The 13,302-nt window shown below is 67.5% G+C and carries 11 protein-coding genes; 5 read left to right on the top strand and 6 right to left on the bottom strand.

What is annotated here, in order from left to right; translation table 11 throughout:
- Positions 1-6: 6 nt before the first annotated feature.
- From B2X67_RS19860 to B2X67_RS19850, 3 genes are all read right to left on the bottom strand, one after another.
- Positions 7-1,128 carry a branched-chain amino acid ABC transporter substrate-binding protein gene (locus B2X67_RS19860; protein ID WP_282342294.1) on the bottom strand — a complete coding sequence of 374 codons (1,122 nt, stop codon included), beginning with the start codon at positions 1,126-1,128 and terminating at the stop codon, positions 7-9.
- 296 nt (positions 1,129-1,424) lie between these two features.
- A complete protein-coding gene (locus B2X67_RS19855; RefSeq protein WP_376747780.1) occupies positions 1,425-2,705 on the bottom strand; it encodes an NAD(P)/FAD-dependent oxidoreductase in 1,281 nt (426 codons plus the stop codon).
- Positions 2,706-2,777: 72 nt separating this feature from the next.
- Complete coding sequence (locus B2X67_RS19850; protein WP_286786557.1) at positions 2,778-4,268, bottom strand: aldehyde dehydrogenase family protein; 1,491 nt, start codon at positions 4,266-4,268, stop codon at positions 2,778-2,780.
- Between the two features lie 126 nt (positions 4,269-4,394).
- Here B2X67_RS19850 and B2X67_RS19845 point away from each other — a divergent pair, with 126 nt between their 5' ends.
- Positions 4,395-5,282 (top strand): LysR substrate-binding domain-containing protein, encoded by an 888-nt coding sequence (locus B2X67_RS19845; RefSeq protein ID WP_286786556.1) that lies wholly within the window; start codon positions 4,395-4,397, stop codon positions 5,280-5,282.
- Positions 5,283-5,389: 107 nt separating this feature from the next.
- On the opposite strand, the gene azu is transcribed toward B2X67_RS19845, so the two are convergent.
- Positions 5,390-5,839: an azurin gene (gene azu, locus B2X67_RS19840; RefSeq protein WP_090223801.1), complete on the bottom strand. Its 450-nt coding sequence runs from the start codon at positions 5,837-5,839 to the stop codon at positions 5,390-5,392.
- A gap of 434 nt (positions 5,840-6,273) precedes the next feature.
- Here azu and B2X67_RS19835 point away from each other — a divergent pair, with 434 nt between their 5' ends.
- The 4 genes from B2X67_RS19835 to B2X67_RS19820 all read left to right on the top strand — a co-directional run bounded on the left by B2X67_RS19835 (position 6,274) and on the right by B2X67_RS19820 (position 9,874).
- The gene (locus B2X67_RS19835; protein ID WP_282342283.1) at positions 6,274-6,861 is read left to right on the top strand and encodes a TIGR00730 family Rossman fold protein; all 588 of its coding nucleotides are present in this window, start codon (positions 6,274-6,276) and stop codon (positions 6,859-6,861) included.
- A 49-nt stretch (positions 6,862-6,910) separates the two neighbouring features.
- Complete coding sequence (locus tag B2X67_RS19830; protein ID WP_282342281.1) at positions 6,911-7,936, top strand: DUF5924 family protein; 1,026 nt, start codon at positions 6,911-6,913, stop codon at positions 7,934-7,936.
- 97 nt (positions 7,937-8,033) lie between these two features.
- Positions 8,034-8,543, top strand: coding sequence for an MgtC/SapB family protein (locus tag B2X67_RS19825; RefSeq protein ID WP_286786555.1), 510 nt, complete (start codon positions 8,034-8,036; stop codon positions 8,541-8,543).
- Between the two features lie 14 nt (positions 8,544-8,557).
- Positions 8,558-9,874 carry a PQQ-dependent sugar dehydrogenase gene (locus tag B2X67_RS19820; protein ID WP_286786554.1) on the top strand — a complete coding sequence of 439 codons (1,317 nt, stop codon included), beginning with the start codon at positions 8,558-8,560 and terminating at the stop codon, positions 9,872-9,874.
- A 17-nt stretch (positions 9,875-9,891) separates the two neighbouring features.
- Here the strand turns inward: B2X67_RS19820 and B2X67_RS19815 are convergent, their stop codons facing one another.
- Complete coding sequence (locus B2X67_RS19815) at positions 9,892-10,809, bottom strand: transglutaminase family protein (RefSeq protein ID WP_286786553.1); 918 nt, start codon at positions 10,807-10,809, stop codon at positions 9,892-9,894.
- Positions 10,806-13,289 carry a circularly permuted type 2 ATP-grasp protein gene (locus B2X67_RS19810; protein WP_286786552.1) on the bottom strand — a complete coding sequence of 828 codons (2,484 nt, stop codon included), beginning with the start codon at positions 13,287-13,289 and terminating at the stop codon, positions 10,806-10,808. The genes B2X67_RS19815 and B2X67_RS19810 overlap by 4 nt, the downstream gene beginning before the upstream one ends.
- Between the last annotated feature and the right edge of the window lie 13 nt (positions 13,290-13,302).

The raw sequence follows: 13,302 nt of genomic DNA, 5'->3' as shown, positions 1-13,302 counted from the left end.
CTGACATCAGAGTTGCTTGTACTTGCCAGCGTCGTCCCACTCGTACATCACGTAGTCGGAGACTTTCAGATCGCCCTTGGCATCGAATTCCTTCTTGCCCATGACGGTGGAGACCGGGTTGGCTTTCAGCCAGGCCGAAGCCTTGGCGCCTTCGGTGCTCTTGGCGCCGGTGAAGGCGGCAGCGATGGCCTGGATAGAGGCGTAGGAGTACAGGGTGTAGCCTTCCGGCTCATAACCGTTGGCGCGGAATTTTTCGATGACTGCCTTGCCATCCGGGATCTGACGCGGGTCGGCGCCGAAGGTCATCAGCACGCCCTTGGCGTATTGCGGGCCCCCAGCGGTGCCGACGAATTCGTCGGTGACGATGCCGTCGCCGGAAACGAACTTGGCGGTGACGCCCTGCTCGCGCATCTGGCGGACCAGCGGACCGGCTTCGGCGTGCAGACCACCGAAGTAGACCACTTCGGCGCCGGTGGAACGGATCTTGGTGACCAGGGCGTTGAAGTCTTTCTCGCCGCGGGTCAGACCTTCGTAGAGGACTTCCTTAACACCGCGCTTGTTCAGCTCCATCTTGGTGGCGTCGGCCAGGCCCTGGCCGTATGTGTCCTTGTCGTGGATGACCGCGACTTTCTTGGCTTTCAGGGTATCGACGATGTAGTCGCCGGCAACCACGCCCTGCTGGTCGTCACGACCGCACATGCGGAATTCGCCGGTCAGGCCGCGCTCGGTAACCTGCGGGTTGGTCGACGCCGGGGTAATCGAAATGATGCCTGCTTCGTCATAGACCTCGGAGGCCGGCATGGTCGAGGAGGAGCAGAAGTGACCGACCACGGCGACGGCCTTGTCGGAGTCGACCAGACGGTTGGCGACCGCTACGGCCTGTTTCGGCTCGCAGGCGTCGTCCGCCTTGACCAGCTTGATCTTCTCACCGTTGATGCCACCGGCAGCGTTGATGTCGGCGACGGCTTGTTCAGCGCCACGCCACAGCTGCTCGCCGAACGCGGCGTTACCCCCGGTCATCGGACCGGCTACACCAATGACTACGTCTGCGTATGCAAAAGAGGAGAGGCTCATCGCGCTTGCAACAGCGAAAGCCAGAACACCTTTGTTGAAAGACTTGTGAGGCATGGAGTTGCTCCCTGAGGGGTTTGGATTGGCAGCTTGCAAGAGCAAGCCTTGTGCCATCCAGAAGAAACTCCGGCCGAACGGGAAGAAACAGAGGGTCTTGTCAAAAAATCAGAGGATTCGAAAAAAAATTTAACGACCCTCTATTTCAATACGCCTTTTTCGGGCAGATATGCGACAGGCCGCCCGGAAGGCCATTTTTACTTTCGGTAACGGCCACTTAGCGAGGGGGAATCGCCCGCCGCTGGTGCACCGAAAATACCCACCCGCACCATCGCTGGTCAGCCCTCCGAACACACTTAGATCACCACGCGCAGGCACTGCCCGGCGTGGTAGAGCGAAAATCCCAGTTCGTACATCCCGCTGCGCAACCGCGGTGCACTGACGGCAGGCGTGGAGCGGAACGGCATCGGCAACGCGGCGGAGTTCCCCGTGCACAGGTAATCGGCGAAGGCCTTGCCGACCACGCTGCCCGTGGTGACGCCACGACCGTTGTAGCCGGCCACCGCGAGCAGCCCCGGCGCCGGCTCGAAGAGACGCATCAGGTGATCAGGGGTGAAGTCGATGCAACCGGTCCAGGTGTATTCCCAATCGACCGCCGGCAGGTAGGGAAAGTAGTGCTTCTGGATGCGCCGGGCCCAGGCGCGCAGGAACCACGCCGGCTTGCGCGTGCCGTTGCCGAGGCTACCGAGCAGCAGGCGGCCGTCGGCGTCGCGGCGGATGCTGCTGAGCACCTGACGGGTGTCCCAGGACCCCTGCCCGCCCGGCAGGATGCGCGTCGCTTCCTCACCGTGCAGCGGCGTCGAGGCGACCTGGTAGTAGAAGCCGGGAAAGAAACGCCGCCGCACCTCGCTCCATTCCCCTTCTGTGTAGGCGCTGGATGCGATCACGACCTGCTCGGCGAGCACCGCCCCGGCCTCGCTGCGCACCACCCACTGCGCGCCCTGGCGTTCCAGGCGGGCGACTGGAGAATGCTCGAACAGCTCGCCGCCCAATTGCTGCACCGCATTCGCCAGCCCGACCGTGTAGGCCATCGGGTTGAGCGTACCGGCGCGACGATCGAGCAACGCGCCGGCGATCCGCTCGGTACCGGTGGCGCGTACGCAGGCCTGCCCAGTGAGCAGCTCGACCGGCGCTCCACGGCGCTGCCATTGCTCACAGCGGCTGCGCAGGTTGGCCAACCCGGCGGGGTTGTGCGCCATGTGCAGGGTGCCCTCGCGGCGCAGCTGGCAATCGATGCCGTAGCGATCGACCAGGGAGAACACCAGCGCGGGCGCCGCGCCCAGCGTCTGGTTCAGCTGCTGGCCGACGGCGAGGCCGAGGCCGGCCTCGATCTCGTCCGGGGCGATCCACATGCCCGCGTTGACCAGCCCGACGTTGCGCCCCGAACCGCCATGACCCACTTCATGGGCTTCGAGGATGCACACCCGCTTGCCGCGCTCGAGCAGGTGCAGCGCCGCCGACAGCCCGGTGATGCCGGCGCCGATCACGCACACGTCGGCCTTGTGCTCCCCCGCCAGCGCCGCCGCACGCGGCCGCTTAGGGGTCAGCGCTTCCCACAGACATTCCTGGCGCAGCATGGTCATGTCCGACACTCCTTTCCTCTGGCTCCCAGCGAGCCGATGCCCGGCAGGTCCTGAAACGCCGCCTGCTCAGTCGAAGGTAATGCCCTGCGCCAGCGGCAGTTCGCGCGAGTAGTTCACTGTATTGGTCTGCCGGCGCATGTAGGCGCGCCAGGCGTCGGAGCCGGACTCGCGGCCGCCGCCGGTTTCCTTCTCGCCACCGAAGGCGCCACCGATCTCCGCGCCGCTCGGGCCGATGTTGACGTTGGCGATGCCGCAATCGCTGCCGGTCGCGGACATGAACTGCTCCGCCTCGCGCACATCGTTGGTGAACACGCAGGAGGACAGCCCCTGCGGCACGGCGTTGTTCAGCTGCAGCGCCTGCTCGAAGTCGCTGTAGCCGATGACGTAGAGGATCGGCGCGAAGGTCTCACCGCGCACCACGTCGCTCTGCTCGGGCATCTCGACGATGGCCGGCGACACGTAGAATGCCTCGGGGAACTGCTCGGCTAGTTGGCGCTCGCCGCCAAACACCTTGCCGCCCTCGCCGCGCGCCTGGCTCAGCGCGCCCTGCATCGCCTCGAAGGCCTGCCGGTCGATCAGCGGACCGACCAGATTACCCTGCAGCGGATGGCCGATGCGCACCTTGGCGTAGGCCGCCTTAAGCCGAGCGACGATTTCCGCCTTCACCGATTCGTGGGCAATCAGCCGGCGTAGCGTGGTGCAGCGCTGCCCGGCGGTGCCCACGGCGCTGAACAGGATCGCCCGCACGGCCAGATCGAGGTCGGCGCTGGGCGCGAGGATCATCGCGTTGTTGCCGCCCAGCTCGAGGATGCTGCGGGCGAAACGGGCGGCAACCCTGGGCGCCACCTCGCGTCCCATGCGCGTGCTGCCGGTCGCGCTGACCAGCGCCACGCGCGGGTCCTCGACCAGCGCTTCGCCGGCGCTGCGATCGCCGATCAGCACCTGGTTGAGGTACTCGGGCGCGCCGTCGAAACCGGCGACCACCTTGTCGAACAGCGCCTGGCAGGCCAGCGCGGTGAGCGGGGTCTTCTCCGACGGCTTCCAGATCACCGGGTTGCCGCAGACCAGCGCCAGCGCGGCATTCCACGCCCACACCGCGACCGGGAAGTTGAAGGCGCTGATCACCGCGACCACGCCCAGCGGCTGCCAGCTCTCGCGCATGTGATGGCCGGGGCGTTCCGACGCGATGGTCAGGCCATACAACTGACGCGACAGGCCGACGGCGAAGTCGCAGATGTCGATCATTTCCTGCACTTCGCCCAGACCTTCCTGGGTGATCTTGCCGGCCTCCCAGGACACCAGCTCACCAAGATCGGCCTTGTGTGCCCGCAGCGCCTCGCCGAACTGCCGCAACAGCTCGCCGCGACGCGGCGCCGGCACCGAGCGCCACGCCTGGAACGCCCGCTCGGCGCGCCCGACCGCCTGCTCGACATCGGCGGCGCCCTGCAGCGCGACGCTGCCGATACGGCTGCCGTCGATGGGCGAGTGCACGGCGAGATCGCCCTGCTGGATCAGCTGCGGGGAAAGCCCCAGACGGTCGAACAATGAGCCGAGCATACGAACTCCTGAAAATCGGTGACGAGGGATGCCTTATTAATAGCGGCTACCGGGCGCGCCAACAAACGAGCATTGTTCCAGTTATCATTCCATTCGCTCATGCAAAGCCCCCCACCCGAGGCCGCCATGCTCAACAAACGCAACCTTCCCTCGCTCACCGCGCTGCAATGCTTCGAGGCGGCGGCGCGGCACCTGTCCTTCACCCGCGCCGCGGAGGAACTGAGCCTAACGCAGAGCGCGGTGAGCAAGCAGGTCGCCCAGCTCGAGGAGCAGATCCAGCATCTGCTGCTGCGCCGCGTGCGCCGTCGCTTGCAACTGACCCCGGCGGGCTCGCTGTACCTGGACGAGGTACGCAAGATCCTCACCCAGATCGAAATGTCGACCCACTACCTGCGCTCCTACGGCGGCGAGACCGCGGTGCTGCGCGTCTGCGCGCCGCCGACCTTCGCCGCGCGCTGGCTGATTCCGCGACTCAAGGGCTGGCGCCTGGAATACCCGCAGATCCACCTGGACCTGCGCCAGGAGCGCGAGCCGGACGACCTGATCCAGGGCCGCAGCGACCTGGCGTTCTATTTCGGCCAGGGTGCGCGGCCGGGCGCCGAATGCGTGCGTCTGTTCGACGAGGAGATGCTGCCGGTATGCGCGCCGGGGCTGCTGCCCGAACAGCCGCTGGAAGACCCGACCCGGCTCGCCGACTTCGTCCTGCTGCAGAACACCGGCCGCCCCGAAGCCTGGCACGACTGGTTCCTCGGCCAGGGCCTGCACACCGAACACAGTTATCACGGGCCACGCTTCGACAGCTTCTACATGTGCATCCGCGCCGCCCAGGTCGGCTGCGGCGTGGCCTTGCTGCCGCGCTTCCTGGTCGAGGAGGAGCTCGCCGAAGGCAAGCTGGTGGTCGCCTGGGACCACGCGATGAGCAGCCACAACGCCTACTACCTGGCCTACGCGGAGCAGGTGGCCGAAGTGCCGAAGGTGCGCGACTTCGTGCGCTGGATGCTCGAGCGCCTCTGAGCGCAGCAGGAAAAAACGGAATGACCGCCCTGGCAGCGTCCATTGAAAGAAACGCCGGGCATGAAAAAGGCCGCTCGGAAGCGGCCTTCTTTCGATCGATGGACGACTCAGTCGACCAGGGTGACCGTGCCCTTCATCATCGCGACGTGGCCCGGGAACGAGCAGAAGAACGCGTAGTCGGTGCCGGCAGCCAGCTTGGACACATCGAAGGTCACGGAGTCGCTTTCGCCACCGCCGATCACCTTGGTGTGGGCGATGACGCGGTCGTCGCCTTCCTTGATGTAGTTCTTGTCGAGGCCGGCGGACATGCCGTCGGTGGCGACCGGCTGCTCGTTGGCGGCGGAGGTCAGCACCCAGTTGTGGCCCATCACGTTCTTCGGCAGCTTGCCGACGTGTTTCAGGTTCACCGTGAACTGCTTGCAGCTCTTGCTGATCTGAACGGCCTTGGTGTTGAAGGTCATCTGGTCGGTGGCCTCGATATCGACTTTGCATTCGGCGGCAAAGACCGGGGCGCTGGCGACGGCGAGCAGGGTTGCGATTGCGAGTTTGCGGATCATCTTGCCTCCTGGGCAGTAGGGCATTGGCAGTGAGTCATCCCGTCAAGACTGCCAGAGCAGCGGCTTCTTACACAGCACCTGCGGCGCCGTGTCGCAAAGACGCCGTGCCGCAGCATAACGTCGTGGCCGGCGATGGTCCTGGCTTCGTGGGCCGGGATATCGCTGACACCGCGCACCCGGAATCCGCATGTCGGACTATCGGGTTGATACAGATTCTCAACGAGTGGGGCATACCCTGACCTTATAGGATGAGACCGTCAACGCCACTTTAGGAGAGCAATGATGTATCTCAACGAATTACTGCGCGCGGTACTGGCGGCCTATGCCTGTGGTGCCAGCGGTATCAGCCCCGACGCCGAACGACTCGTCTGAAAGCATGGCCCCGCCCGGTGCGGGCCGTTACTCTGTGTGCCTGAATGACCACGGAGTAGATGATGTCGTTACGTTCCGTTTGCGTGTTCTGCGGTGCCAGCACGGGCCGGGATCCTGTTTACCGCGAGGCCGCCGAGCGCCTCGGCGAAGAGATCGCCCGACGCGGCATGACGCTGGTGTACGGCGGGGGCGCGGTGGGCCTGATGGGTATCGTTGCCGACGCCACGCTCAGGGCTGGCGGCGAAGTCATCGGCATCATTCCGCAAAGCCTGCGTGACGCGGAGATCGGCCATCCCGGCCTGACGCGCCTGGAAGTGGTCGACGGCATGCACGCGCGCAAGGCGCGCATGGCCGAACTCTCCGATGCCTTCATCGCCCTACCGGGCGGGCTCGGCACCCTGGAGGAACTCTTCGAGGTGTGGACCTGGGGCCAGCTCGGCTATCACGCCAAACCCCTCGGCCTGTTCGAGGTGATGGGTTTCTACGGCAAGCTCGGCGCATTTCTCGATCACCTGGTGAACGAAGGCTTCGTCCGTCCGCCGCACCGCGAGATGCTGCAGCTGAGCGACTCCGCCTCCGGCCTGCTCGATCTGCTGGATGCCTGGCGGCCCACCGTGCTGCCCAAGTGGGAAGACCGCGAGCCGCGCTGACAGCCGACGCCCCTACCTGAACGCCCCCATTTACGGCTCCGAGAAGCGCATGTCCGTCTGGAAAACCCGAATCGCGCGCCTGGTCGGCCTGGTCACCGAGCTGTTGCGACGCTACCCGCGTGCGATCGCCGTGTTCGGCTTCGTCTCCGGCCTGGCCAGTTTCCTGCTGGTCGACCGACAAGCCAGCCTGGCCAAGCTGATCGCCGTGACCATGCTGGTCAGCTGGCTCTGGCTGGTGCTCGAAAGCACGTTGCGCCGCTGCACTGCACGCTGGTTCGGCTTCGACCTGCCGCCGCCGCTGCTGCGCTATGCGACGCAGATGATCCACCAGGAGAGCCTGTTCTTCGTCCTGCCGTTCTTCTTCATCACCACGACCTGGAACAGCGGCCAGGCGCTGTTCACCGGCCTGCTCGGCGCCGCGGCGCTGGCCTCGATCACCGACCCGCTGTACTACAAGGGGCTGGCCGCGCGGCGCTGGGTATTCATGTCGTTCCACAGCCTGACGCTCTTCGCCGTGCTGCTCACCGCGCTGCCGATCATCCTTCACCTGAGCACGCCGCAGGCCTACGCCTGGTCGCTCGGAGTGGCCGCGGTGCTGTCGTTCCCGAGCCTGATCGGCAGCCTCAAGCTGGCCGGCTGGCGGCGTTGGCTGATCTCGCTGGCGCTGATGCTGGTGCTCGGCGCGGTGGGCTGGCAGGCGCGGCTGTGGGTGCCGCCGTCGACCCTCTGGCTGGGCGAAGTGGCGGTCACCGAGCAGTTCGACGACCTTACCCGCAAGCCCGGCGTCAGCGTGGAGAGCATCAGCGCCGCGCAGCTCAAGAGCCAGGGTCTCTACGCCTTCACCCGGATCAACGCGCCGCGCGGACTGAAGGAGCGCATCTATCACGTCTGGCAGCACGACGGGCAGATCGTCGACCGCATCGCCCTCGACATCCACGGCGGCGGCAAGGAAGGCTACCGCTCGTGGACACACAAGCAGAACTTCCCCGACGACGTGGTCGGCGACTGGCAGGTGCAGGTCGTCACCGAAGCCGGCCAGATGATCGGCGTGCTGCGCTTCGAGGTCATGCCGTAGGTCGTGCCGCGCGTTCGATGCGCGGATAAAACCCTCGCAGCGCGGCGGGGTCAAAACTGCCGAGGCGCGAGCGGGCGCATGACGGCGGGAGCGGTGCATGGAGTGGTGGCAGATCATCAGCGCGACGGTCGCCGAAGAGTTTTCCGACCTGCCGGACCTTGCCGAAACCACGCGCCTGGTGCTGCGCCTGGGCCTCGCCGCCCTGCTCGGCGGCGCGCTGGGCTACGAGCGCGCCGCCAAGGGCAAGGCCGCCGGCGTGCGCACGCACATGCTGGTGTCGCTCGGCGCCGCGCTGTTCGTGCTCGCCCCGCACATGTCCGGGGCCGAGCACGACGCCCTGAGCCGCGCCATCCAGGGCATCGCCGCAGGCGTCGGCTTCCTCGGCGCGGGCACCATCATCAAAGGCAACAGCGTCCATGAAGTGCACGGCCTGACCACCGCCGCCGGCATCTGGCTGACCGCCGCCATCGGCATCGCCGTAGGCATGGGCCGCGAAGCCACGGCGGTACTCAGCACCCTGCTCGCCCTGATCATCTTCTTCGTCATTCCCAAGGTTTCACCGAACGACTCGGACGACGAGACTCACCCACGAGAACGACTCCCCTGAACCCCGGAGATGCGATGAACCGCCTACCCACCCTGCCGCTCACCCTTGCCCTCTGCGTCGCACTGGTCGGCTGCGAGAAGGCCACGCTGCCGATCGCCGACAGTTACGGCCCGCAACCCCGGTTGCCCGAGCCCGCCTCCAGTCTCCTGCCGACGGTGAACATCGCCAAGGCGCGTGGCTGGGCCGAGGGCCAGACGCCAGTCGCCGCCCAGGGCCTGCAGGTGCGTGCGTTCGCCCAGGGCCTGGATCACCCGCGCACGCTGCTGGTCCTGCCCAACGGCGACATCCTGGTCGCGGAAACCGACGCGCCGCCCAAACCGGACGACGGCAACGGCGTGAAAGCCTGGCTGACCAAGAAGGGCATGCAGCGCGCCGGCTCCGGGCTGGGCAGCGCCAACCGCATCACCCTGCTGCGCGACGCCGACGGCGACGGCGTTGCCGAAGTCCGGAGCGCCTACATCGAAGGCCTCAACTCGCCGTTCGGCATGGCGCTGGTAGGCGACACCCTGTACGTCGCCAATACCGACGCCGTGCTGAGCTTCCCCTACCGCGAGGGCGCGCTGCGCATCGACGAGCCAGGCAAAAAGATCGTCAACCTGCCGGCCGGCAGCATCAACCACCACTGGACCAAGGACCTGGTCGCCAGCCGCGATGGTTCGCTGCTCTACGTCAGCGTCGGCTCCAACAGCAACGTCGCCGAGAACGGCATCGACGCCGAGCGCGACCGCGCCGGCATCCTCGAGGTCGACCCGGCCCGCGGCACCTCGCGGCTGTTCGCCGCCGGGCTGCGCAACCCGAACGGCCTGGCCTGGCAACCGGAAAGCGGCGAGCTGTGGGTGGCGGTGAACGAGCGCGACGAGATCGGCAGCGACCTGGTGCCCGACTACATGACCTCGGTGAAGAGCGGCGGTTTCTACGGCTGGCCCTACAGCTACTACGGCCAGCACGTCGACAGCCGTGTCCAGCCCCCGCGCCCCGACTTGGTGGCCAAGGCCATCGTTCCCGACTACGCGCTGGGCGCCCACACCGCGTCGCTGGGCCTGACCTTCTATCGGGGCGACCTGCTCAAGCGCTACAGCGGCGGCGCCTTCGTCGGCCAGCACGGTTCCTGGAACCGCGAGCCACGCAGCGGCTACAAGGTGATCTACGTGCCCTTCGCCAACGGTCGCCCGGCCGGCCCACCGGAAGACGTGCTGACCGGATTCCTCAGTGACGACGGCGAAGCCCTCGGCCGCCCGGTGGGCGTGGCGACGGACAAGCAGGGCGCGCTGCTGGTGGCCGACGACGTCGGCGATACGGTGTGGCGGGTGACGCCGCAGACGCCGCAGTGAAACGACGCTCCCGGGCGCTACTCACGCCCGGGAGCCACCGCCACCTCGCCGGCCGGGGTGACGGTGACCTGTACGTCGGGGTCGTGGCTGCCGCCACCGAGGATCACCCCGCGCAGCGGCGACACGTCGGAGAAGTCGCGGCCCCAGGCCAGGGTGATGTGTTCCAGGCCCGGCTGCACGTTGTTGGTCGGGTCGAAATCCACCCAGCCCTGTCGCGGGCAGTACACCGACACCCAGGCATGCGAGGCATCGGCGCCGATCAGCCGTGGCTGGCCGGGCGGCGGCTGGGTCAGCAGGTAGCCGCTGACATAGCGCGCCGCCAGGCCGCGCGAGCGCAGGCAGGCGATCATCAGGTGGGCAAAGTCCTGGCAGACCCCGCGGCGCTTCTCAAGCACCTCAAGCAGCGGCGTCGCCACCTGGGTAGCGGTGGCATCGAAGGTGAACTCGCGGAAGATCTTCTGCATCAGCGCCTGGACGCCCTGCAGCAGCGGGCGGCCCGCGGTGAAGCAGTCCTCGGCGTAATCGACGAAGGAATACTTGAGGCGAACCGCCGGCGACTCGAAGCGGAAGCGGCTGGCTTCCAGTACCTCGGTCGACAGCGGCGCGCCGCTGTAGGAGAGCGCGGCGCTGGCGTCCTCCCAGGGCGGCGACTGCAGGGGATCGAGCAGCGGCCGGGCGAGAATCTCCACGTCCAGGCGCGCCTCGACGCGCAACTCCTCGTGCGGCCGCTCGAAGGCCAGGCGGGTCAGCGGATTACCGAAGATGTCCAGCTCGTCGCGGCGCTGCGTCGGCGCCGGCTCGACGTTCAGTTCGCGGACGATGCAGCGCTGCCAGGCGCAGTCGCGCGGCCACAGGTGCGCCAGTTGCTTGGCCAGCGACACCGCGGTGGCGTAGCGGTAGTGGGTGTCGTGGATGACCTGGTAGCGCGCGCTCATGAGGACACCGTCTGCTGGCTGGCATCGACGTGGGCGAAGAAGCGCAGCGCCAGGCGATCGGAAAGCTGCCCGGCGGCCTCGCCGACCGCGCGCAGCAACTGGCTCAGGCCGTTGAGCACGGCGCGCTTGCCGGCCTCACCGAACAGCGCGTTTTCCAGGGTGCCGAGGTCGACCAGGCGCAGGCGGTCGGTGAGCAGCGCCAAGGTCAACTCGTGCTGGCTGCCGAACTGCTCGCTGAGGTGGTCCAGAGCCTTCTCCAGCTCGAGCAGCTGGAACAGCGCCGCGTGCGGGTTCTGCTCGTCCAGCAGCAGCAGGTCGAGCACCGGGATCAACTGCGGCGCGGCCTGGTAGCGCGAGCGGTAGGTGATGGTGCTGTTGCCCAGCTCGAGGAGCCACTCCAGCGCCGCCTGGTCCTGCACGGCCTCACCATCGAGGAATCCGGCGATGGCTTCGGCGAGGAACTGCAGCCGTTCGATGCGTCGGCCGATCATCAGGAAACGCCAGCCGTCGTCGCGGGTCATGTCGTCGAGGGCGAAGCCGGACAGCGCCGACAGCGACATCAGCAGGCGGTTGAGGAAGTCCAGCAGCTCGCCGAGGTCGGCCTCCTCGCGCTCCAGGGTCTGCGCCTCGCGCTGGATTTCCATCAGCGCCAGCCAGTTCTCCCGCGACAGCCGCCCGCGCACCTGCGACGCGGTCCAGTTCAGCCGCTGCAGGTTGGCGCGCAGGCTGTAGATCCAGTCCTCGCCGAGCAGGGCGACGAACAGCCGTTCTTCCAGCGTGTCCTCCTCGTCAGGCAGCACGCCGAGGTCCTCCGCCAGTTGCAGCGCGGTCGCCAGCGCCATGGGTTCGTCGTCGTCGCCGACATAGCGCGACAGAACCACGCGCAGCAGGCGGGTCAGGTCGTCGCAGCGCTCGGCGTAACGGCCGAACCAGAACAGGTTCTCGACGATTCGCGAGGGCAGGTGCGGATCGCGGCGGACCACGTCGTGCACGCCCAGCGGACGCGGGCGTGGCGCCTCCCCCAGCGCGGCGTGGCCGGCCAGCACCCAGGTGTCCTTGCTGCCGCCGCCGCTCTGCATGGCCACCACCTGGGCGCCGGACTCGGCGGAAACGCGGGTCAGCCCGCCCGGCATCACACGGTAACCGTCGGCGCTGGCGACCGCGTAGACGCGCATGCCGATCGCCCGCGACTGCATGTGTTCGTCCTGCCAGACCGGCGCCTGCGACAGCTGTGCGATCTCCTGCGCCACGTAGGCGTAGGGCCGCGCGCGGATGCGCCGGGTCAGGTTGGCCAGCCCGGCGGCGTCGAGGTCGTGACCGAGCTGCGGGACGAAGCTCTGCGAGGGGAAGGCCGGCATCACCAGCAGGTCGCCGAGTTTCTCCAGCGCCTGCTCCAGCACCGGCGCCTCGCCGCACCACCAGGTGGCGATGGACGGCAGCAGCAGTTCCTCGCCGAACAGCTTCTCCTGGATCTTCGGCAGGAAGCCGAGCAGTCCGGGCGACTCCAGCACGCCGCTGCCCAGTGCGTTGGCCACCAGCACGCGGCCCTGGCGCACCGCTTCGAGCAGGCCGGGCACGCCGAGCGCGGAGTCGGTCCGCAGTTCCAGCGGGTCGCAGAAGTCGTCGTCCAGGCGCCGCAACACCGCGTGCACGCGCTGCAGGCCGCCCAGGGTCTTCAGGTACAAGGTGGCGTCGCGCACCGTCAGGTCGCTGCCCTCCACCAGCGGGAAGCCCAGGTGGCGCGCCAGGTAGAGGTGCTCGAAATAGGTTTCGTTGAAACGCCCCGGGGTCAGCAGCACCACCATCGGCGCTTCGTTGTCCTCGCGCGGCGCCTGCCGGACCAGCGTTTCGCGCAGGGTGCGGAAGTAGCTGCTCAGGTGCTGCACGCGCAGTTCGCGGAACAGGTCCGGGAAGGTGCGCGAGATGATCTGCCGGTTCTCCAGCGCGTAGCCGGCGCCGGAGGGCGTCTGCGTGCGGTCGGCGATCACCCACCAGCGCCCGTCCGGCGCGCGGCGCAGGTCCACGGCATAACTGTGCAGGTAGGTGCCGCCCGGCGGACGGATGCCCTGGCACGGCCACAGGAAGTTGTTGTGGCCGAACACCAGTTCGGTCGGCAGCAGGCCGTCGGCGAGCAGTTGCTGGGGGCCGTAGATGTCGGCGAGCACGCTGTCGAGCAGGCGCGCGCGCTGGGCGACGCCGGCGGCGATGCCCTGCCACTCCTCGGCGCTGATCAGGTTCGGCAGCAGGTCGAGCGCCCAGGGACGGTCGGTGCCCTTGGGGTCGGCATAGACGTTGTAGGTGACGCCGTTCTCGAGAATCTGCCGATCGAGCAGTGCCTGGCGCTGTTCCAGCTGCGCCGGGCTGCTGCGCTCGAGGTGCTGGTAGAGCTTGTCCCAGTGCGGGCGAACCCGGCCGCTCGCATCGAGCATTTCGTGATAGGCCCGCGGGGTTGACGGACAATCGGCAAGCAAGTCGGGCATCAGTGGCTCGATA

Source organism: Pseudomonas sp. UBA3153 (genome assembly GCF_002364635.1).
In the GTDB taxonomy this organism is placed as follows: Bacteria; Pseudomonadota; Gammaproteobacteria; order Pseudomonadales; family Pseudomonadaceae; genus Pseudomonas_O; species Pseudomonas_O kuykendallii.
This window is presented reverse-complemented; position numbering and strand designations above follow the sequence as displayed.

Excerpts from the sequence above, each read along its gene's own strand:
- B2X67_RS19860 (WP_282342294.1), bottom strand. The coding sequence starts at position 1,128 with ATGCCTCACAAGTCTTTCAACAAAGGTGTTCTGGCTTTCGCTGTTGCA.
- B2X67_RS19855 (WP_376747780.1), bottom strand. The coding sequence starts at position 2,705 with ATGCTGCGCCAGGAATGTCTGTGGGAAGCGCTGACCCCTAAGCGGCCG.
- B2X67_RS19850 (WP_286786557.1), bottom strand. The coding sequence starts at position 4,268 with ATGCTCGGCTCATTGTTCGACCGTCTGGGGCTTTCCCCGCAGCTGATC.
- B2X67_RS19845 (WP_286786556.1), top strand. The coding sequence starts at position 4,395 with ATGCTCAACAAACGCAACCTTCCCTCGCTCACCGCGCTGCAATGCTTC.
- azu (WP_090223801.1), bottom strand. The coding sequence starts at position 5,839 with ATGATCCGCAAACTCGCAATCGCAACCCTGCTCGCCGTCGCCAGCGCC.
- B2X67_RS19835 (WP_282342283.1), top strand. The coding sequence starts at position 6,274 with ATGTCGTTACGTTCCGTTTGCGTGTTCTGCGGTGCCAGCACGGGCCGG.
- B2X67_RS19830 (WP_282342281.1), top strand. The coding sequence starts at position 6,911 with ATGTCCGTCTGGAAAACCCGAATCGCGCGCCTGGTCGGCCTGGTCACC.
- B2X67_RS19825 (WP_286786555.1), top strand. The coding sequence starts at position 8,034 with ATGGAGTGGTGGCAGATCATCAGCGCGACGGTCGCCGAAGAGTTTTCC.
- B2X67_RS19820 (WP_286786554.1), top strand. The coding sequence starts at position 8,558 with ATGAACCGCCTACCCACCCTGCCGCTCACCCTTGCCCTCTGCGTCGCA.
- B2X67_RS19815 (WP_286786553.1), bottom strand. The coding sequence starts at position 10,809 with ATGAGCGCGCGCTACCAGGTCATCCACGACACCCACTACCGCTACGCC.
- B2X67_RS19810 (WP_286786552.1), bottom strand. The coding sequence starts at position 13,289 with ATGCCCGACTTGCTTGCCGATTGTCCGTCAACCCCGCGGGCCTATCAC.